This is a genomic window from Dysgonomonas sp. Marseille-P4677, assembly GCF_016652235.1.
Taxonomy (GTDB): Bacteria; Bacteroidota; Bacteroidia; order Bacteroidales; family Dysgonomonadaceae; genus Dysgonomonas.
Genome location: NZ_JAEPKU010000072.1, coordinates 1 through 21,322, shown reverse-complemented (window position 1 = coordinate 21,322; position 21,322 = coordinate 1). Strand labels below are relative to the sequence as shown.

The 21,322-nt window shown below is 34.0% G+C and carries 21 protein-coding genes and 2 pseudogenes; 14 read left to right on the top strand and 9 right to left on the bottom strand.

Translation table 11 applies throughout. The features are described from left to right. Positions 1 to 315: 315 nt before the first annotated feature. Positions 316 to 1,545: a site-specific integrase gene (locus JGH11_RS12610; protein ID WP_201112284.1), complete on the top strand. Its 1,230-nt coding sequence runs from the start codon at positions 316 to 318 to the stop codon at positions 1,543 to 1,545. Here the strand turns inward: JGH11_RS12610 and JGH11_RS12605 are convergent. Further along, entirely contained in the window at positions 1,529 to 1,870 is a 342-nt protein-coding gene (locus JGH11_RS12605; RefSeq protein ID WP_201112282.1) for a nuclear transport factor 2 family protein, read from the bottom strand. The genes JGH11_RS12610 and JGH11_RS12605 overlap by 17 nt on opposite strands. 54 nt (positions 1,871 to 1,924) lie before the next feature. On the opposite strand from JGH11_RS12605, the gene JGH11_RS12600 reads away from it, so the two are divergent. Beyond that, positions 1,925 to 2,389 carry a helix-turn-helix domain-containing protein gene (locus JGH11_RS12600; protein WP_236263981.1) on the top strand — a complete coding sequence of 155 codons (465 nt, stop codon included), beginning with the start codon at positions 1,925 to 1,927 and terminating at the stop codon, positions 2,387 to 2,389. Positions 2,390 to 2,458: 69 nt separating this feature from the next. Continuing rightward, on the top strand, positions 2,459 to 2,905 hold the full coding sequence (gene arr / locus JGH11_RS12595; protein ID WP_201112280.1) for an NAD(+)--rifampin ADP-ribosyltransferase: 447 nt from the start codon (positions 2,459 to 2,461) through the stop codon (positions 2,903 to 2,905). 48 nt (positions 2,906 to 2,953) lie between these two features. On the opposite strand, the gene JGH11_RS12590 is transcribed toward arr, so the two are convergent. Further along, positions 2,954 to 3,505: a GNAT family N-acetyltransferase gene (locus JGH11_RS12590; protein ID WP_201112278.1), complete on the bottom strand. Its 552-nt coding sequence runs from the start codon at positions 3,503 to 3,505 to the stop codon at positions 2,954 to 2,956. A 371-nt stretch (positions 3,506 to 3,876) separates the two neighbouring features. Between JGH11_RS12590 and JGH11_RS12585 the strand changes: the two genes are divergently transcribed. From JGH11_RS12585 to JGH11_RS12545, 9 genes are all read left to right on the top strand, one after another. Next, a complete protein-coding gene (locus JGH11_RS12585) occupies positions 3,877 to 4,566 on the top strand; it encodes a hypothetical protein (protein WP_201112276.1) in 690 nt (229 codons plus the stop codon). 85 nt (positions 4,567 to 4,651) lie between these two features. Further along, the gene (locus tag JGH11_RS12580) at positions 4,652 to 5,146 is read left to right on the top strand and encodes an N-acetyltransferase (protein WP_201112274.1); all 495 of its coding nucleotides are present in this window, start codon (positions 4,652 to 4,654) and stop codon (positions 5,144 to 5,146) included. Then, a complete protein-coding gene (locus tag JGH11_RS12575) occupies positions 5,136 to 5,600 on the top strand; it encodes a GNAT family N-acetyltransferase (protein ID WP_201112272.1) in 465 nt (154 codons plus the stop codon). Before JGH11_RS12580 ends, JGH11_RS12575 begins: the two co-directional genes overlap by 11 nt. 7 nt (positions 5,601 to 5,607) lie before the next feature. Continuing rightward, a complete protein-coding gene (locus JGH11_RS12570; protein ID WP_236263979.1) occupies positions 5,608 to 5,886 on the top strand; it encodes a hypothetical protein in 279 nt (92 codons plus the stop codon). 281 nt (positions 5,887 to 6,167) lie between these two features. Continuing rightward, positions 6,168 to 9,500 carry a SusC/RagA family TonB-linked outer membrane protein gene (locus JGH11_RS12565; RefSeq protein ID WP_201112271.1) on the top strand — a complete coding sequence of 1,111 codons (3,333 nt, stop codon included), beginning with the start codon at positions 6,168 to 6,170 and terminating at the stop codon, positions 9,498 to 9,500. A gap of 10 nt (positions 9,501 to 9,510) precedes the next feature. Beyond that, positions 9,511 to 11,091 (top strand): RagB/SusD family nutrient uptake outer membrane protein, encoded by a 1,581-nt coding sequence (locus tag JGH11_RS12560; RefSeq protein ID WP_201112269.1) that lies wholly within the window; start codon positions 9,511 to 9,513, stop codon positions 11,089 to 11,091. Between the two features lie 29 nt (positions 11,092 to 11,120). Next, positions 11,121 to 12,020 carry a putative zinc-binding metallopeptidase gene (locus tag JGH11_RS12555; RefSeq protein WP_201112268.1) on the top strand — a complete coding sequence of 300 codons (900 nt, stop codon included), beginning with the start codon at positions 11,121 to 11,123 and terminating at the stop codon, positions 12,018 to 12,020. An 11-nt stretch (positions 12,021 to 12,031) separates the two neighbouring features. After that, complete coding sequence (locus JGH11_RS12550; RefSeq protein ID WP_201112266.1) at positions 12,032 to 13,309, top strand: DUF4302 domain-containing protein; 1,278 nt, start codon at positions 12,032 to 12,034, stop codon at positions 13,307 to 13,309. 13 nt (positions 13,310 to 13,322) lie between these two features. Next, a complete protein-coding gene (locus JGH11_RS12545; protein WP_201112264.1) occupies positions 13,323 to 14,366 on the top strand; it encodes a BACON domain-containing protein in 1,044 nt (347 codons plus the stop codon). A 241-nt stretch (positions 14,367 to 14,607) separates the two neighbouring features. Here JGH11_RS12545 and JGH11_RS12540 read toward each other — a convergent pair whose 3' ends face one another. Continuing rightward, the gene (locus JGH11_RS12540; RefSeq protein WP_201112262.1) at positions 14,608 to 14,844 is read right to left on the bottom strand and encodes a hypothetical protein; all 237 of its coding nucleotides are present in this window, start codon (positions 14,842 to 14,844) and stop codon (positions 14,608 to 14,610) included. A 557-nt stretch (positions 14,845 to 15,401) separates the two neighbouring features. Here JGH11_RS12540 and JGH11_RS12535 point away from each other — a divergent pair. After that, on the top strand, positions 15,402 to 16,019 hold the full coding sequence (locus JGH11_RS12535; RefSeq protein ID WP_201112260.1) for a phage integrase SAM-like domain and Arm DNA-binding domain-containing protein: 618 nt from the start codon (positions 15,402 to 15,404) through the stop codon (positions 16,017 to 16,019). Positions 16,020 to 16,133: 114 nt separating this feature from the next. Here the strand turns inward: JGH11_RS12535 and JGH11_RS12530 are convergent, their stop codons facing one another. From JGH11_RS12530 to JGH11_RS12525, 3 genes and pseudogenes are all read right to left on the bottom strand, one after another. Then, positions 16,134 to 16,655, bottom strand: coding sequence for an integrase core domain-containing protein (locus tag JGH11_RS12530; RefSeq protein WP_201112258.1), 522 nt, complete (start codon positions 16,653 to 16,655; stop codon positions 16,134 to 16,136). 531 nt (positions 16,656 to 17,186) lie between these two features. After that, on the bottom strand, positions 17,187 to 17,321 hold the full coding sequence (locus tag JGH11_RS20475) for a hypothetical protein (RefSeq protein ID WP_255561800.1): 135 nt from the start codon (positions 17,319 to 17,321) through the stop codon (positions 17,187 to 17,189). 6 nt (positions 17,322 to 17,327) lie between these two features. Then, positions 17,328 to 17,492, bottom strand: a pseudogene (locus JGH11_RS12525) (helix-turn-helix domain-containing protein); the annotation flags it as partial. A gap of 878 nt (positions 17,493 to 18,370) precedes the next feature. On the opposite strand from JGH11_RS12525, the pseudogene JGH11_RS12520 reads away from it, so the two are divergent. Continuing rightward, a pseudogene (locus JGH11_RS12520) lies at positions 18,371 to 18,752 on the top strand (PfkB family carbohydrate kinase); the annotation flags it as partial. On the opposite strand, the gene JGH11_RS20470 reads toward JGH11_RS12520, so the two are convergent. From JGH11_RS20470 to JGH11_RS12505, 3 genes are all read right to left on the bottom strand, one after another. Continuing rightward, positions 18,725 to 19,054 (bottom strand): helix-turn-helix domain-containing protein, encoded by a 330-nt coding sequence (locus JGH11_RS20470; protein WP_201112286.1) that lies wholly within the window; start codon positions 19,052 to 19,054, stop codon positions 18,725 to 18,727. The pseudogene JGH11_RS12520 and the gene JGH11_RS20470 sit on opposite strands and share 28 nt — an antisense overlap. A 411-nt stretch (positions 19,055 to 19,465) precedes the next feature. Then, positions 19,466 to 20,953: a DUF3868 domain-containing protein gene (locus JGH11_RS12510; RefSeq protein ID WP_201112254.1), complete on the bottom strand. Its 1,488-nt coding sequence runs from the start codon at positions 20,951 to 20,953 to the stop codon at positions 19,466 to 19,468. Positions 20,954 to 20,965: 12 nt separating this feature from the next. Beyond that, positions 20,966 to 21,322, bottom strand: a 357-nt coding sequence (locus JGH11_RS12505; protein ID WP_201112252.1) for a DUF3575 domain-containing protein, incomplete at its 5' end; no start/stop codon positions are given.

Genomic DNA, 21,322 nt, shown 5'->3' with positions numbered 1-21,322 from the left:
ACCATAATAACGAACTGAAATATAGCTGGATAAATATTCCCTCCAGCTCCACTTATTGAGAAAGCAAAATGTATATTATCCCTGTAAATTAGACATTTACAGGGATTTTTGTTTTTAGTAAAGTGGCAAAAAATAGAGCTTTCAGCATATTTTAACATGCAAAATCGCTGACAACTATTTTTAGAAGACTCTGTCAGCGATTTGTCAGCGATTATGGATGTAAAACATTGAATATAATAGAATTGTGCTGCATCAGTTTTATGCTAACTGCTCCTTGTTCGTACTTTTATTATTAATGATTTAACAATTTAAGGTATGAAAAAGACATTTAAAATTTTGTTTTTTGTAAAGAGAACAAGAGTTGCTAAAAACGGAGAAGTTCCAGTACAAGTAAAAGTAACAGTAAATAGAGAAAGAGCGGAGGTCTCTATAAACTTAACAGTTAAACCCGAATCATGGAATGCGGCGACGGAGAAAGCAATCGGTAAGGATCGTAAATCAGTAGAATTGAATAGCCGCCTTGATACGGTTCGTTTTCGGCTAATGGAAATCTATCGTGAGATGGAATTGAATGCAGAGTACATTACAGTTCGCAAAATAGTAGATAAGTATCTGGGTGTAGAGACAAAGCCCCCAATTATGCTACTGGAAATTTTCAGGGATCATAATAAGAAATGCCAGAAGTTGATGGGGAAAGACATGTCTGTTTCTACAGTCAAGCGTTATGAGACATCTTACAGGCATACAGAAGAATTTATCAAGCTTAATTATCAAAAAGAAGATATTCCAATTGAGGATGTGAATTATCAGTTTGTAAAGGACTATGAATTTTTTCTTAAAACAGAGCGTAATTGTTGTCATAATTCAACGATGAAATATCTTAAGAATTTTAAGAAAATTATCCGTATTGCCATCGCCAATGAATGGCTTCATAAAGATCCTTTTATGAATTTTAAAGTGACTTTTGAAGAGGTTAAGCGAGAATTTCTTGAGCAGCATGAATTAGAAAAGATAATGAGTAAAGAATTCAAGATTGAAAGGCTTTCATCGGTTAGGGATATATTAGTTTTTTGTTGCTATACTGGATTGGCTTTTTCAGATGTTAAGACTTTATCTCAGGAACATTTGGTTACAGATAATGAAGATGAATTTTGGATAAGAAAACCTCGAGTCAAAACAAATAACATGTGTAATATCCCATTATTAGATATTCCCAAACAGATTCTGGATAAATATAGAAATCATCCAATTTGTCAAAAAAGTGGAGTCCTTCTTCCTGTTTTATCGAATCAAAAAATGAATGCTTATCTTCATGAGATTGCAGAAGTGTGCGGCATAAAAAAAGATATTACGACTCATACAGCAAGACATAACAATTATTCTTTCCTTTTAAAAATGAGCGACTTACAATTCTCTTTTCCTTCAACAGGTAACGATCTAGAAACGAGTAAACTTCTGTTTTTATCTTTCTTTTACATAAAAAATCCAAAGAGCGATTTCTTTTCCAAAAATATTATTCTTTCTTCAATTATTCCTCATCGCTGACTGTAATTTCTAAACGGACAATCTTGTTGCCTGCTATTTCCATATGGTAATCCAAAGCAATCGGGCTTCCATCAAAATCTCCTGAAATTAGGGCGGTAAGGATACCCGTTGAATAGGTTCCTGAATATCTGATTGGCTCCATTGCTGTTTTATATTGTTCATTGGCTTTTTCGATCCAGTTCTTTATCCCCCTTTTACCCTTATACTCCTTTTCTTCGTCAATGACAAGTGCGGTCTCTGAAAAACAATCGGCATAAGCATGGCTGTTATAGTCCTTCTGTGCAGATAATAAATCTGAAACGACTTTCGATAATTTTAAATCCATTGTTTTTATTTTTTTAATTCTTAATCTTATTTTCCCGATACAAAATTAGATTATATGCCAAGTTCATACAAGTACGGAAAAACGAATCGAATAGGGAATAATTATTCCCTATTGTTCAATTTTGAATATATGGATATATTTGTGCTTATGTATGAAAGAAAGATACCATTAAATTTGAACTGTGGTCTTGACCTGATTGGTGAAGTCCTTTACGGTAAATGGAAAATTCGCTTATTGTGGTTTATCCATGAGGGGTATAAACGTCCAAGTGAATTACAACGTAAAATTCCCGATGCTTCCCGCAGAGCCTTAAATATGCAACTTAAAGAACTGGAAGAACACGAATTAATTACAAAAAAGATTTATCCTGTAGTTCCACCTAAGGTAGAGTATAACCTGACGGAATTCGGAGAAACTTTAATGCCTGTCATTTCAGCATTGGGGCAATGGGGTGATGTACATCAAGATCGCTTACGTTACCTTATATTGAAGCGGTTAGGACAGCTACCCATTGAATAGAAAGTACGTCATTTTCAAGTTAGCGAGTAATACAAAAAGACCGACCAACAATTAAAGAAATATTAAAAAATGGGAGAAAGCAAAAACGAGCAGCAATCAGGTGGAAAACGTGCAACGCCCTTCGTTCAAACCTATTTTCACGGGACAAAGGTTGACTTAAAAATGGGAGATCTGATTGAAGTTGGTTTCAACTCTAATTATGGACAACAGAAGAATGCAAGATATATTTTTCTTACCGCCACATTAGATGCTGCAATCTGGGGAGCAGAAATCGCCTCAGGTGATGAACAAGAGAGAATTTATTTAGTGGAACCGACAGGAGAAATAGAAGATGACCCTGATTTGACCGATAAGAAATTCTCTGGTAATCCTACAAAGTCTTATCGTTCGACCCACCCATTTAGAGTTGTTGGTGAAGTTACGGTTTGGGAAGGGCACTCGACTGAACAAGTTCTGACAATGAAAAACCACCTTGAAAAACTTAAAGAACAAGGGATCAATTCATTAAATGACTAATTATTTTTTTCTATCAGTAATCTAACAGTTTAATTGACAGTGTTTAAACTATCTTAATTTTAATGCCATTGAGATATTAACTACATATTTCCCATTTGGCATTTTTATAAAGTGTTCTAATCTACCTGTTTCTACAAATCCGAATTTCTCATATAACCTCAATCCACCTTTGTTGGTAGCAAAAGTATTCAGCCATAACAGTTCGAGAATCTGATTGTTTTTTGCCCAATGAAGCCCACACCTGAAAAGTTCAGTTCCTAATCCTATATTTGTCCATTCTTCTACTATTCCTATTCCAACCATAGCCGTATGTTTAAGCATATTTCTGGAAGCACCAGTAATATCCATATTACCGATAATTTGTTTTTGATGGGTTGCTACCAAAAGCAAACTGTTCTCATTGTCAATATAAGATTGTATCCAACTTTTTTCTGTTTCTTCTGTTGAACTAAATTCTTCTTTTGTAAGAGGAATAAATTCACTTTCTCCTATATATCTTTTTTTAGTGACCAGCAATTCCGCAGCATCACCTATTTCGGCTTCCCGTATTTCAACTATCTCGTTGTTTTTAAGTTTTACTTGTACTGATTCAAATTTCATATCTCTTTATGCTTAATAAAAAAAGCCCTGTCAAAGGAGACAAGGCTTACAGTATATATATTACCATTTTACAAATTAACCCTGCTCTTATCTTTAGGATAAAAGTAATAGAAGCCGTATGTAAAACTAAGGTTGTTCATTTTCTCTTATTATGGCATCAAAGATAATGTTTTATTTCAAATAGATTTATATGAACAGAGGGTTCATAAATGAAATTTATTATTTTTCCATTCTCTCGCATAACCCTCTTATAGCCAGCGCCCTATATTTTATATAAAATAAATAAAACATTAGATTTAACATATTGAATTTATACTTACATTTATCAGCGATTTTCAGAAATTAATTTACCTAATACGATACTTACACTTATGAAAACTATCAGATTTTTACTATTTGCTGTTGCAGCACTAACAATTAGCACAATCTTTTGTGCTTGTGACAATGATGATGAAGATACTACTGAAAAATTTGTGACTGTTGGGCTTATACAAGAAATATCTATGGAAGATATACAAAATAGTAATTCGCTTATCAAAGAGGTCAAATTGGTAGCCAGAAAGATGTTTCCTGCAACTGTCCCTGAAACAGAAGGGGCTATCGCTCAAGAGTTACTAAGTATTCCTTATAATAAAGAACGTATGTCTTTCACGCTTCCACAAAATCCTGATGAGTCTCTACTCCGCAATATAGACAAAGATATGCCCGAAGGACTTACAATCGACAATCATGAAGCTAAAACATTGTCATTTGTAGATATATTTTGTTATGAAGAAAATTCAGATAATATATTGGGAGCGTTGGTCTACTCAAAATATATAGAATCCGAAAACATCAGATACGAATTATATTATATCTATTGTGATAGTTCCGTAAAAATAACAGGTACAACAAGTGACTGGTGGGGATTTACAACAACATATAATTTGAAACTTGAAAAAGGTTGGAACATGGTCGTTGAAAAAAGAGAAAATACGGATACCGACCAACCTTCAACAGTAACAAACTTACTCCCTAATGGAATGAAATGGCATTATTATATGATTATTGGGGGTAAATAGAAAATTTATTTCTGCATAAGAAGTCCTATTTCTTAATAGAATAGGACTTTTATTCTGCAATTAATCTAATTGATGTATTTAATATATGGCTGCAAATCCTAATTTATCATACCGTCCTGTTGAGACGAAAGACTTTGAGATAATATGCAATCTTCCCCAGAATGCGGAAGAATTATACTTCATGTTTCCCAAAGCCGAATATCCCTTAACTGTACCTCAATTAGAGGTTGCAGTCAGCAACAGATACGATTCAACAGTTATTGTACTGAATAATGAGGTTGTCGGATTTGCTAATTTCTACGAAGTGGTACAGAATCACTATTGTTCTATTGGCAATGTTATTATAAGTCCTGACTATCGTAATTCAGGAATAGGTACATTTCTTATAAAGACAATGGAACAAATAGCATCCGACAAATACAACGTATCTGAATTGCGGTTATCCTGCTTCAACAACAACATTAAAGGCATCTTGCTCTATACCAAATTGGGATATATCCCTTACGAAATTGAACAACGAACCGATAAAGCAGGAAATCAGATTGCTTTGATAAAAATGGATAAACAAAATGAATTATAAGATAAGTGTCGCTTCTACGAAAGATTTAGAGACGATTCTCTATATACAAAAAAAGGCTTTTGCAGAAGTTGCGAAACTAATGAATAAATACGATCTTCCACCTCTTTTGCAAACAATAGAAGAATTACAAGATGAAGCTGAAAATAATACAATTTTGAAATGTTTTTTTGAAGAAAAAATTGTTGGCTCTGTTAGGGGCTTTCTTGATGATGAAAATATTTGTCATGTAGGAAAATTAATTGTTGACCCTGATTTTCAAAATAAAGGAATAGGTAAAGCCCTTATGTACGAGATTGAGCGTCATTTCGCTTTCTGTAAAAAATTTGTTCTTTTCACAGGAGATGAGACACCCAATACTCTCCATCTTTATAGAAAAGTCGGTTATCATATTATAGGAAAACAGTATATGGGAAATATCAATATGCTACTGATGGAAAAAGAAAACAAATTATAACAAAACAATGAACGCACTACTTTTATCCGCTATCATCGGCTTAATCGTTGGCATTATAGACATAATCCCAATGATTATACAAAAATTGCCCCGATACTCAACAATTTCAGCATTCTTGTTTTACTTTTTTATTACAATAATAATCTTCCATGCAGATATTCCTTATCTCTCTTGGTGGTTGGAAGGAGCATTAATTTCCATTGCAATGATGTCGCCTGTATTAATTCATGTTGGGCCTACGGATAAAAAACTCTGCCAATCATTACTATCAATGCAATCGTATTAGAACATTAATTAGCATAGCAAAATACTATTTATTTTAGGAAAGTAGTATTAGCAAAATGATATAGATATAGATATAGATATAGATATTGATAATTGAGTATCTTCTTGCTAATTAATTTTTGTTTTATAAATTTAAAAATATACCTTTGACGTTAAACACAGTTAAAATAGGGCTACTATATTAACACATAATTATTATTTGCTATACAAATATTTATTTTTTTTAATTCAAACACAATATTTTTCATTCACTAATAACCTTACTAATAGAATCTTTAATTTATGAAAAAAAAACCAATCTTAACCTTTTTTTGTTTTGTCATAAGTGTACTGTTCGCTTTTGGACAAACTAAAAATGTACAAGGAATCGTAATGGATGATACTGGTGAGCCTCTAATAGGTGCTATTGTGTCTATTAAAGGTACAACAGTAGGAACTACCACCGATGTTGATGGAAAATTTAGTCTGAGCATACCTTCTGATGCTACGGAATTAACCTTTTCATATATTGGCTTTAAAGAAATGGTACTTCCTGTTCAATTGCAAATGAAAGTTCAATTATCGACAGATTCTCAACAGCTTAAAGAGGTTGTCGTTACAGGTATGACCAAAATAGACAGGCGTCTATTTACAGGAGCAGCTGATCAACTAAAAGCAGAAAATGTTTTGCTTGATGGTGTTGCTGAAATCAGTAGAGGACTAGAGGGACGTTCAGCAGGAGTTAGCGTACAGAATGTATCTGGTACTTTCGGAGCAGCACCCAAAATTAGAGTGCGTGGAGCCACTTCTATCTATGGAAGTTCTAAACCCCTATGGGTAGTTGATGGTGTGATTATGGAAGATGTTATCGAAGTGGATGCTGATAATCTCTCATCCGGAGATGCAGAAACCTTAATTAGTTCTGCTATCGCAGGTATCAGTGCTGATGATATCGAAAGTTTTCAAATACTTAAAGACGGTTCGGCTACATCAATATATGGAGCCAAAGCTATGTCGGGGGTAATTGTTGTTACAACGAAAAAAGGAAAAGCTGGAGTTAGCAGAATAAACTATACAGGCGAATTCACGACTCGAATGAAACCTTATTATAAAGAATTCAATATCATGGATTCTCAAGAACAGATGGGTATCTATAGAGAAATGGAACAAAAAGGTTGGTTGAATTTTGCTGAAACATTTCGTAAAGCATCGAGTGGTGTTTATGGAAACATGTATAGACTTATTGACCAATATGATCCAATATCAGGACAATTTGGACTTGCAAACAATGAGGTATCTCGTAATAGGTATTTACAAAATGCTGAAATGAGAAACACAAATTGGTTTAATGAATTATTCAGTACTAATATTGTTCAAAACCATTCAGTCAGCTTGTCAACAGGGACAGAGAGGGCTACTTTCTATGGTTCGATGAGTGCAATGGTAGACCCTGGATGGTACAAACAGAGTGATGTTCAGCGATTTACAGGAAGTCTGAACGCCTCGTTTAAAGTCTTAAATAACCTGACTCTTAATATGATAACAACAGGTAGTTATAGAAAACAGAGAGCCCCGGGTACATTAAGTCAAACGCTGGATGTAGTATCAGGAGAGGTGAAAAGAGATTTTGATATAAATCCATACAGTTTTGCCATCAATAGTTCTAGAGCATTAAATCCATATACATACTATACTAAAAACTATGCTCCATTCAATATTTTCAATGAATTGGATAATAATTATATGGAGTTTGGAGTTACGGATTTGAAGTTTCAGGCAGATCTAACATGGAAAATAGTACCCGAGTTTGAACTTAATTTACTTGGAGCCTTGAAGTACAGTACTACTAGCCAAGAACATAATATAAAAGATGCCTCTAATCAAGCTCTAGCCTACAGGGCTATGGATGATGCAACAATAGCAGAAGATAACCCTTTCTTATATACAGATCCAGAAGTTGATTTTGCACTTCCTATATCAGTATTACCTTATGGAGGATTCCACAATACTACCAACCGTAAAATGCTAGGTTATGACTTTCGTTTATCAGGGACATGGAATAAACTTTTTGATCAAACTCATGCAACTAATTTTTATGGAGGAATGGAGTTAAACTCAGTTCAGCGTAATATGAGTGAATATATGGGGGTTGGTACTCAATATGATAGTGGAATGATCCCTTTCTATTCATATTGGTTCTTCAAACAAGGATTAGAAGAAAATTCAAATTATTATGATTTAGCAAGAACAGATGGACGTACAGCAGCCTTCTTTGCTATGGGAAGCTACAGCTATCTTGGACGTTACGCACTATCTACGACTGTGCGTTATGAAGGATCAAATAGAGTAGGAGCTAAGAACAGATCATCTGCACGCTGGCTACCTACATGGAATGTTTCCGGTAAATGGACTCTTACCGAAGAAAGCTTCTTTGAAAAAGTTACCCCGATCTTGTCTCATGCCGCATTGAGATTATCGTACAGTCTTACAGGTGACGTTGGAATTCAGTCAATATCAAATTCCTCGGTCATCATTAAGAACTACAATCCATGGAGACCATTAGCCAATATGAAAGAAACAGGAATTAGTATCGCCGATATAGCAAATGCCGATTTGACTTACGAGAAAAAGCACGAGTTTAATATTGGAGCTGAATTAGGATTCATTGATAATCGACTAAACTTGACTATGGATTGGTTCAAACGAACGAACTATGATTTACTAGGTATGATTCCAACAACTGGAGTGACAGGGGATATTACCCCTTATGCAAATGCTGCTGAAATGAAATCTGACGGATTTGAATTTTCTATTTCATCTAGAAATATTGTCAGCAAAGATTTTTCTTGGAATACAGACTTTATTTTTGGTTATGTCGACACCGAGATCACTGATCTTATGGCTACACCAAGAATTATAGATTTAGTCTCCGGTATGGGTGCACCTAGACAAGGATTTCCTCATAGAGGATTATTCTCAATACGTTTCGATGGCTTAAACGAAGAAGGGATTCCAACATTTATTGGTCCTGATGGAAATAATACGATATCGGGCATCAATCTGCAACTTCGAGATGAGAACAACGGGAATTTAGATTTCTTAAAATATGAAGGATCTACAGCACCTACAGTAACGGGTAGTTTAGGCAACGTATTCAGGTACAAAAATTTCAGACTAAATGCATTTCTTACATACTCTTTGGGTAATGTAATAAGACTAGACCCTGCATTTAAAAATGAATATAGCGATTTGGATGCCATGCCAAGAGAGTTTAAAAACCGTTGGGTAATGCCTGGTGATGAGAATGTAACAAATGTACCTGTCATTGTGAGTGCCAGACAGGATCATGATATAACTGGGTTGAAGAAAGCATATAACGCATACAACTATTCTACTGAGCGAATAGCTAAAGGTGATTTTATCCGTCTGAAAGAAGTTTCGTTGACTTATGATATCCCTAAAACGATTCTGCCTAAAGAAATTAATGCATTATCGCTGAAGTTGCAAGCTACAAACTTATTTCTACTTTATTCTGATTCCAAGTTAAACGGACAAGACCCAGAGTTTTTCAGATCGGGTGGAGTTTCTGCTCCTGTTCCAAGACAATTTACATTTACACTTAGGTTAGGTTTATAAAATGAAGAATATGAAAAAATATATACATTATATACTGATTTTCACGATACTTCCATTAATCGTAATGTCATGTGATGATTTTTTGGATGTTGAACCAGATAATAGGACAAATCTTGAGACAGAAGAAAATATAAACAGAATGCTGATTTCTGTTTATCCTTCGTCGCACTATAATATATTGACCGAATTAATGTCTGACAATGCTGATGACAGAGGTGCAAGATATGATGATTTTGATGATAATATAGACTTCTTGAAAGAAGTATACTTCTGGAAAGATATTAAAGAAAATGATAGTGATGGTATTGAATCACTTTGGACTACTTATTATAATGCTATTGCTTCTAGTAATTATATTATCCAAGCGATTGAAAATATGGGCGAACCAAAAAACATGATGCCGCAAAAGGGAGAAGCTCTGATAGCTCGTGCCTATAATCATTTTACTCTAGTTAACATTTTTTCTATGCATTATAAAGCCGGAAGCACCGATTTAGGTATTCCATATATGACAGAACCTACTAATTCTGTGAATCCTGAAGTAGACAGAAGTACTGTTGAAGAAGTATATAAAAAAATAGAAAAGGATATAGAAGATGGGTTGCTTTTGATAAACGATGAGTTACACTCTGCAAAGGAGGCCTATAAGTATCACTTCAACAGAAACTCTGCTTATGCTCTTGCTGTGCGTTTCTATTTATATAGTGGTAATTATCCCAAAGTCATTGAATATGCCAATAAGGTACTAGAGGAAGACCCTGCCTCAATGATGAGAAACTGGGTTTATCAATCATCAACAAGTGATGGGGTAATAGCTTCTACTCGCTTTACAGACTCTTCACTTCCGTGCAATTTTTTAATTGCATCTCCTTCTTCTTCAGCAGGACTCTTTTTCGGTCCATATAATGTAGGTGTAAGATTTAGTTTTCATCAAGGAATAGCTTCAACCGAACTGCCCAGAAATTCACTCTCTCCTTGGTATAATCCTGCCACCGGAACCGGATTCCCTTATTTGGGAATATATACGCTTAGTGCGACGCAGAAATCTTTTAGTTTTAAGTTAGGATACTACTTTGAATATACAGACAAGGTAAACGGTATAGGGTACAGAAGATCGGTATTTCCTTTATTCACAGCCGAAGAAGTATTACTGTCAAGGGCAGAGGCATACGCGATGACAGGTGAATTTGATAAAGCTACGGCTGATCTGGCCATCTTCTCAAAAGCCTTTATTAATGGAGGGAAAATAGCAATTCGTTCTGATATTCACTCCCTATATTCAGAAATGCCTTATTACAGCACAAAAGCTCCTACACCTAAGAAAAAACTTAACGTACCGAACATAGAAGATGGAAGTGAGAAAGAGAGTTTCATTCATTGTATACTTTTTGCACGAAGAATCTTATTACTACACGAAGGTTTAAGATGGTTTGACATCAAGAGGTTTGGTATAGAAATAGAAAGAAGAGCCTATGATGAATTTACCGGAGTATATACTCAGCAAGATATATTGAAAAAAGACGACAAACGAAGGGCTGTACAAGTACCTCAAGAAGTTATACAAGGTGGCTTAGTTCCTAATCCTAGATAAAAAAAATAGTAAATTAGATAAATATAATTATGAAAAATATATATTATTACATAATATCTCTTGTTCTATTTGCTTTTGCATTTGCAAGTTGTGATGACAAAGTGGATGAGGAAAATAGCATATTTGTAGACAGCAAATACGAAAAGAATAAATTTGATCTTTGGCTTGAAAATAATTATTCTCCCTATAATATTCAATTAAAATATAGATTGGAGGATATCGAATCAGATTTTTTGTATGATGTGACTCCAGCAAGTTATGAGACATCTATAGCAATGGCTAAATTTATACAACACCTATGGCTAGGTGTGTATGACGAAGTTGTTAATGCTGATTTTACGAAGATGAATATACCCAAAGTAATTCATTTCGTAGGCTCACCGGCATGGCAAAGTTCAACCACTGTAGTTTTAGGAACAGCTGAAGGAGGACGTAAAATAACCCTATTTGATTTAGATAGGATAGATCTTGAGAAATTAGATAGCGATATGTTCGTTGATCGATATTTTCATACCATGCATCATGAGTTTGCCCATATACTACATCAAAAGAAACATTTTTCGAAAGAGTTTCCTAAAATATCGGATGACAGCTATGTAGGTAATGCATTTCAAGATGAATACACAGAAGAGCTAGCTCATAGTCTTGGTTTCGTTACTCGATATGCAAGAACTAACTATAATGAAGACTTTGTAGAAATTTTTTCTATCTATATCACCTACACAGAAGCTAAGTGGAATGCATTGTTAGAATCTATTACAGCTGCCTCTGCTAAGCATGGCACACAAGGGGTAGAGCGCTTAAATAACAAACTAAAAATAGTCAAAAGTTACATGAAAGAGATGTGGAAAATAGACATGGATGAAACCAGAGCTGTATTTCATAGAAGGTTGAATGAAATAGATATGCTAGACTTAACCATTAAATGAATTGAAAAATTATGAAAAAAATTATATATATCGCTATTATAATCACTAACCTGCTGAACATATCTTGTAGGAGCGAGATTGACGATATCTTTGATGATTCGGCTGCAAATAGGATGAATGCTGCATTAAAAGAATATAGGGCCATACTCGAAGATGCACCTAATGGCTGGATTATGGAATATTTTGCAGGGGCGGACGATACATTCTATGGCGGATGCAATATGATATTTACATTCGATAAAAATGGAGAGACAACAGTACTTTGCGAATTGGATGTAAATGATCCTGATGTATCACTATACCAATTAGTAGCCAACGAAGGTCCTGTATTGACTTTTGATACAAAGAACAAATGGCTTCATTATTTTTCTAATCCAAGTTTAAGCCCGCCAAGTGGGTATGACGGAGATTATGAATTTGTCTTTACTGATGTAACACTCGAAAAAATAATTTTGACAGGAAAGAAGAATAGACGCAAAATTATTTTAACTAGGCTAGATAAAGAAGTTGACCATAAAGAATATTTGGAAAAGATTATAAAAGTAGAACGCGAGGCTGTTGTAGAAATTCCTTATTTCGAAATTTTATCTAATAATCAAGTTCTAGGAGAGCTTTATATTGATACCGAGTTCTATGATTTCCGTTTCTCTATTGGTGAATCTGCTTCAACCCGCAGTGGAATTTTTGCGCCTGAGGGGTGTCGCTTATACGAACCTATCAATATAAATGGAGTAGATTATCAATCCTTCAAATGGGATGCAGAGAAACTCCAGTTTGTTTCAATAGGACAAGAAGGAACAGAAATCGTTCTTCAGGGACGTATTCCTGAAGGGTACAGAAATTATGAATCTCTCTTAGGAGAATATAATTCTGAATTTATAAACTATAGTTCTGCATTAGTGAGTCGTACAATTACTCTTGTTCCTGATAGAGAAGCTATATCTTACAAGATCAAAGGTTTTGGAGGAATTACCGCAGTTGATCTTCCAATTAGATTTGACAAAAGAAACGGAAAACTATATTTCCAGACAGGAGATTATGTGGGAGATCTTGATGGAGATTTACCATTATTCCTACTGGCTTGGAAAGGTGGTGGTAGCTTAGATACTAACTCAGGAGTAGTATATACTGGAGAGGAAGATGTGAGTGCCGAAAAATTAACATTTAAATTTGTGCCAAGTCATGCTTCTAGCGGACAAGTGGGAATGCTAGTCGTTGGAGTTGATGGCGGTTATAGTCTTATACATGCGAATCTGGTTTTCAAAGATTTAGTATTAGTGAAAAAATAAAAATTAGAGTAATATGAAATATATATATTATTATTTATTAATACTGTTTGTTCCTTTCTTTGTACTTAGTAGTTGTGATAACGATGATTATGAAGAAAAGGAAGCAGAAATTATCATTACTGAGGCAGTTACCGTCTTCGATAGTAATGGAGGCGTTGGATCAGTTCAATTTATATCAGAGCAACCCATTACTGTTCTCAGTGATGCTGATTGGTGTACCCTATCTGTAGAGCAGAATACTATTAAATTGACAATATCTGAAAATAGTAGCATTAACAGTAGGGGAGCACAGCTTACCCTGACAACGACTAACGGATATAAAGCATATGTAGGAATATTACAAGAAGGAGTCCTATTTCAGATAGATAAGGAATCCTTATTGTTTGCTGTTGCAGAAGAAGCTAATGGAGAAATTAAGATTTTAAAAAATTCTTCACCTATAGATATTCAACAAGAAGGAGATTGGTTTAGTTATGAGTATAAAGACAATTCTATTTTGATTCATGCACCTTCGGCTGATCTGCCAAGAGTTGGTAGACTAACCATTAGTTCTGGCAATAAGGAATATGTTGTACTCATAAATCAAACCGTATTGAAATATGAAGAGTTATTAGGTAATTGGGAACTAAATTTTATCAATATAAAAGGAGAAAACAGAATAGTAGAGGCTAAATTGGATGTCAAGGAAGATAAAAAATCCTATATTTTAAGTAGTACAGGATTACCTGGACTTGCGAATAATAAATTTCCTTTAATTCTTGATTTCAATCAAATAGATGGATCGCTAAATATAGACTTTCAGTTATTATATCAATTAGGTAGCCTGATGAAAATAAGCCTTTTGCCTACAAATCTGACACAAGATTTCTCTTTTAACGTTGGTAAACCTTATATCTCAAATATTGATATAGGAGGTGAACATTATAGGTATTCTTTTTCGACTATAGATAATCCTCGAAATGGAATAACATCCCTTACTTATTATCAAGAATCTGCTCTACTAGGAAGTGGAATTCTTGATGAGATCAGCAACATGACATTGACAAAGCTTCCTTAAAAAGGAATTTTTACAACACTACTTATTTTAATTCGGCAGAGAGATTAGTTCTTTTTTTAGGAATTATATCTCTCTGTCTCTTTTATATCAAAAAAAAATCTAGCAATAAAAATATAAAGAAAGAGGTAGTTACCCTTCAAAAGATTTTAAAATATCCAAGATGTTAGAAATTATTTATATGTAAATTGCATACTTGATATTCAATAGTTCATAAAAAGATCTTTTACAAAATTCATCTATCTTACTTTGGCTTTGATACTGCAATTTGCTGGTGACTTTTAATACCAAAGATGGAATTTTTATTATAGCGAGTAATTTGCTTTTTCATGAAAGAATATTCTTCAAAAAATCTATTAAAGGTCAAACTGTCTGTTAATGGAGTTCGCACTATTTTATTTCGAGTCATGATGTCTAATATCTGATCTATCTTATTTTCCAGAGTGCTGAGATCTTTCTCTCTTACTTTTACAAATTCCATAGGCTGTATTTTTTGTTTCGCTAGCAAAGTTGAGAGAAGTCAAAATAGAAATTACACCACTTTATATATTCTTAAAAAACATAAGATATCTAAATAAGGGATGGTACCTCACAGAAAGAGCTGTATTATCCCTCTAACTTTATTAAGTTTGTTTTTGAAATTTGGCGGGTAAATAAATAATTTGAATGTAGTGCAAGGTGCAGATATAATGCAAGCTTTTGATATTGAATTAAATAGGGCTAAGATACACAAATCCGTCAACGCTCACTAAACGGCAAAAAGGTCAAAAGCCAGAAAATGCCAAACAAAGACATAGAGTCTGTTAATCAGTAGATTAGTAGACTTTTTTCTTTTTCACCGAAGCCAATAAAAGACACTAAAAGACAGCAGTTGAGTGAAAAATAAGTGAACAAAGATTACAACTTCGTTTTGTTCACTTTCCGTTAATTTACTCACTGGTTTTAAGAGACTTACAATGACCTAACTTGGCCTTATCCGGAGAGCTAAAAGTCTAAGCGATAGTCAATAATTTTGTCTAATCGTGAAAATTTTGAGTTATGAACAGTACTTATCGAATCCTTTTTCTGACTAGGAAAAGAGTAAACAGCAACGGATTAGCCTCTATCAGTGTTAGAATTTCTATCAGTGGAGATAAATCCGAGTTTAGTTACCTACAATTTGTTAAGCCTGAAATGTGGAGTCAAACAGGTAGGGCAATAGGAAGAACAAAAGAAGCTGTAACAATCAATGATGCTTTGGATAAAATAAAGATCGCCCTAGACAAGCACTATAAAGCTATCCTTGAAAATGACGGCTATGTGACAGCCGACAAACTCCGTGACACCTACTTGGGCAAAGAAATAAGAAAAAACACGGTTCTAGCTTTATACGACATGAAGGTAGAGCAAAAAAGGAGTTTGGTCGGTAAAACAATTCGAAATACAACCCTATCGAAATATCTAACCACCCGAAAACGTGTAGCCGATTTTATCCTGCACAAATACAAAAAAGAAGACTTGTCTATTCGGAGTGTAGATTTTCAGTTCGTCACTGATTATGAAGTCTATCTGAAATCTGTTTGCGATTGCGGTCATAATTCAACAGTCAAGCATTTACGATATCTAAAGCAAATTATAACCAATGCTCTAAAGAATAGGTGTAAATCTTCAAACTAATGTTCACCACCACGGCTTAAGTGTTTTGGATTTTAAACATAGTAAAATAGTTTCATATTTTTCGTTTTTCAAGTCCTCATAATTTAGTGGGAGGACACTAAAAAACAAAAAATATTAGTTTGCTGTAATCGAATCAAGTAGTTTTTCCATCTGATACCTATTTCTGCGTTGCCTGAGTGTATTCTCCTTAATCTTTTGTCTTTCTTTTAGTATTCGTTCACCTCGTCCCAGATAAACATCCTCAGGTGTAAGATTATCCAAAGATTCATGATAGCGCTCGGTGTTGTAATACCTTACATACTGATCGATAGCACATACATGTTGCTCGGGGCAGTAGTAATTATCCAGAAGAACAACTGATTTAATGGAGCGGTGATACCTCTCGATCTTCCCTTGGGTCTGCGGATGCAAGGGTTTACCTCTGATATGCTTTATGCCCTGTTCAGAGCTTAAGTACTCGCCCAGATCCTTGGCTATATAGCAAGACCCATTATCGGACAATAGTCTGGGTGCATCTTTTTTGCCTATTGCTGCCTGTTTCATAGCTCTGTCTATACATCGCTGGACATCTTTCGACTTCATATTGGAACTGAGTTCATGATGGATAGCTGGATCTTTTACTGTTTTCTTTCCCATTTCATTATTTGATTATACTTGTTGTAAACACTTCGTAGATAGATCTTATGATTTCCTCCAAAGTCGGAAATCATCCCCAAACCTTCAGGGTTGGGCGAGTTAGTTTTTGTCTGACAAATTCATTTTGTCAGACAAAAACACAACTCGCAAAATGCCCGTGCATTTAAATTTACCTTATAGCAAATTGTCCCATTTAGCAGATTTTTGGGTGAAATTATTGTAAGCTTCATATAGTATTGAAATCAGAGTTTCATGCTATCTGAATTTCGGTCTGATTCGGATATTTTTCATGTATTAATTTTCATTTATTATTTGCTTCCCCTGTAAAGTCAGGTTTAAATTAACTTGTCTTGTCATCTTAAATCTTGACGAGACAAGGAAAAGACAACCCGCTCAGCTATGACAAATTACGACAAAATGCGACAAAGCACAACAGGATGCTTAAAACACAGTATAACTTATTCATTTTTGCGGATGGATAAATAAGTGAATGGGTGAACCGATGGATTTCTCGATAGATGAATCAATAGATTAATAGATTAACAGATAAACGGATGAATAAACAGACGACCAGATACTAAGAAGGCTCTCCAGTTTATTCGTAATACGATCCAAAGAATTAAAGAAGTAGATAATTCTTGGATCTTTAGAATTCAGTTCTTTCATCTCGGTTTACTTTTTATTATTAAACGTATTAAATTTATTTTCATCCAATAACTTCTGTACATCTTCATTTCGATAGAATATCTTTCCCTCAATTTGAGAGAAGCCCAGTTTGCCATTGTCTCGATAACTTTGCAGAGTTCGTGGTTGGATATTTAGGATTTGGCACACATCCTGAGAATCTAGCTATTTGATACTTTCTTTTTCCTTATATCTTTCACTCAATACTTCAAAGCGGTCAACAAACTTTGTAAACACAGACAACATTTCGTTGAAGGTATTTGAATCAATCACTAAAAAATTCTTCATCATTTTACTTTTAAATTTTAAAATTATGATATGAATATAAGTAACTATTTTGGGAAATACTCTGATTAACAACCCATTGTCCTTCTAAGTATGCGAAGAGTACATATAAGTCCTCCACATTATATTCTAGCAATAAAAAATAGGTGCCATCTAAAGGGGCTGGTTTTTAAATTGAGACGACGGTGAGATTTACCGGCTATATTCTAACTATTAGATTGAATATAGAATATAAATTTCAAGACTGATGATTTCGTTTGATTATCAGACTAATATAAACAGGGAGTACATCTCTTTATGAAGCAAACAATGATACGATTTCTAGTTTTAAAGAGTTATTTATTTCTCTTCAACTAGCTTCTACTTAGATTTTTGTATACTATCAGGAATAATATTTGTAAGTTGTTGAGAACTGAGGTCATGTCTCATAATCTTTTTAGGAGAACGGTCATATTCAAATTGATTCTCATTATATTGGCTAAGTTGAAATTCGACAAGTGTATAGATCAATTCTATAGTCGATTTGTAGTTTTTTAGTTTGATTCGATTTGTTTGATATTGTGAAATGTATTACATATTTATCACACGAAATTCTAAAATGAGAAAATTTTGATAAATGAAAACGTTTGCAGATTTTGAGAACGTTCCCGCAATCGTTCCCATTAAATCATTGACTAATCTAGATGTTTTTCAATCTTTCTTCTTCTAAATTTGGTGTATAATATAAACAAATCAAGTTTAATATCATGAAAACAACGGGAGAAGATAAGTTGATTATCGTAGGAATTGGTGAAGCATTATGGGATATGTTGCCCGATGGAAAGAAAATAGGCGGCGCTCCTGCTAATTTCGCATATCATGTATCACAATTCGGATTTAATAGCCAAGTAGTAAGTACAGTAGGTAACGATAAACTAGGAAAAGAAATACTAGACAATTTCAAAAATAAGGGATTAAACGCTTTAATTGAAAAAGGTTGATTATCCTACTGGAGTCGTACAAATCGAATTAGATGATAATGGTGTGCCTTGCTATGATATAAAAGAAAATGTAGCTTGGGATAATATACCTACGACTCAGAAATTAAAAGACTTAGCCGCTCAAACTCTTGCAGTTTCTTTCGGCTCGTCATGACATAGCCAAACGCAGCGTACACCTGCAAGAGAGATGAATAAACCTTCTTTCTTCAATTCATTGGAAGCTCTGGTTTGACCAAAGGCAAGGTTCTCAATCGCAAAAGCAATAACACGTTCTTCAATATGCGACTCAATACGATTCTTGACATTAGGTCCTCGACGATTCATGTCTTTGAGTGCCTGTTCTCCGCCTTCCGAAAATAAATCTTTGTAGCGATAGAAATTCTCACGACTATAACCTAAATACTTGCAAGCTCTCGAGACATTGCCTAATTCTTCGGCTAAGGATAATATCCTAAACGGCTTTTAATTACTTTTGTTTCTAAACTCATTTTTCTGACATTTTAAAGGGTTAAACTTTTTTTGTTTTTGATCCAATACAAACTTAATTGTTTGCTCTTTAACTGTCAGATCTAATCGAAACTAATTCAGCTCATTAGACTTCCCAAGGTTGCTAGAATTCCTGCTGTTACCCAAATTTCTTTTTATCTCCTAGTAATATAGTTTCTTAATAATCTTTGTCTTGACTCCGAAGCAATCCTTACAAAGGAACATATCTAATTCTAGACCTAATATTATCTTTATTCAGCTCTGTGGCGACCTCTACAAGTAGCGAAACTTCTGATCTCGAAACTAACAGAATACGATCATAGTTAGTTCCTATTGAAATACCTCTATTCTTATTTTCTTTATGGATATTCTTTCCTATTTATTAGTTTTGATTTCTCTTATTTCTTTTATTTTCATATCATAATCCTCTAACTGATTAATCTTTTTTAGGTTTTCGGTGGCTTCTGTTACTCCTATATTTTGAGCCTTATTAAAAAATTCTTTTGCCTTATCTAAATTTCCTTCTAAAGTATATAAGACTCCCAAGTTATTCCATGATGTAGAAACATCTCTATAATTATCTAAATATCTATGAGCAGCTTGAATATTACCATCTTCAAGTGCTATGGCTGCCGCATTTATATTGGCAACCATATCTTTAGGGAAGATCCGAACAGCAATATCAAAGACGTCTTTAAATTCTTTACTCCCTTTTTCGTAGCTGTTAGCAACAAGAAACATTTCATTGAGACTCATCTGTCCAGGATTTGTCTTTACAATGACCTTCCCTTCTTCGACAGAAAAAGCTCGCACAACATAATTTAATCTATAGTAAACTCTTCTTAACTTAGGAAAGTATTCTTCTAATAATATTCTGTATGTAGTACTCAAAGCCTTCAGTCTTTGTTCTTTCACATCTTCCAATGCTGACGAATTTATAATATCTAAAATTCTGCTTTTATCCGACAAGTCGGATACAGAAACAAGTTTTTCTAATCCGTTCCAATCTTCACCTCCTTGTTCTACATTAAATAAATCATTACTGTAGTTAAATTTTTTCTGAATATATATTTCCAAAGCTTGTGCTCTTGATGAAGACAATCTCCGGTTTGTTTGATAATTTCCTTCAGGTGAAGCAAAACCAATGAGCGAAATCATTTTGATTGTTGCATTGTTATTTTCTTTGAGCTGATTCAGTACATTCTCTATTTTATTAAGCTCACTATAGTTATCTCTAAATTCAGGAATAATAATAGATTTGCCTACTTGAAAATCAAGAAAAGCCGAACCCTCGTAGTCTCTATTCTTAATAATCTCTGTTTCCGGTACCACATAAGATACCATGAATTTAACTACAGGTTTTTCTATCTCTTTTTTTTCTACATGAACTCCATCTCCAATAATATCCCAATTTTCTGCTTTTAAACATTCTGCACACCCTGTAATCAATTGTTTCATATATATAATGCCCTCTTGCATCCATTGTTCGTACGGAATATTTTGTTTATAGTAGATTACAGATACTTCATTGATCCTTAGAGGTTCAATGTCATTTTTCATTCTGTTATTTTGAAAAAACTGAGTCCGTTTATCAGCTTTATATCTAATATTTCCTTTGATAATGATAGGATATAGCTCTTTGATATTATTATCTGTTTTAATGACCGGTGTCAACAGTAGAACTTCATTTGATGCTAGTTTTGCTTTACTGCCATCTATAGTCATTTCTATGATTATGCTATCCCCCTCCTGATAAACTTTAGTATCATTTACATATATATTATTTTGTATCTGTTGAGCATGAAGATCAATACAAAGAAAAGCTATAATTATGATTCCAAGCAGAATACCTTTATTTTTCATAACAAACAAAAATTAAAAAATAAAATAAATGAAACTAATGCCTACTTTAGTTGGCCCCCAATAATTCTTTGAGTCGCTTTTAATTTTAGAACCACATTCGGCGCAAGGATATTTATCATACTTGAAATGAACAAATCCTGCGCCTAAAGAGGCCTCAATTCCCCAACGATTATTTATAATCCATTGGTATCCATAAGATATACCAGCTCCATAAAAATCACCCTGATAATTAAAATTTTTCATGTTTTCTGAAAAATTGACTCCGCTGAAATTGTACTGTCCTCCATGTGCATGTATTCCGACAAAATGCCCGTTAAGCCTTTCACAAAACCAATATCTGAATTCGGGTTGCACCATCCATAGTTTCAT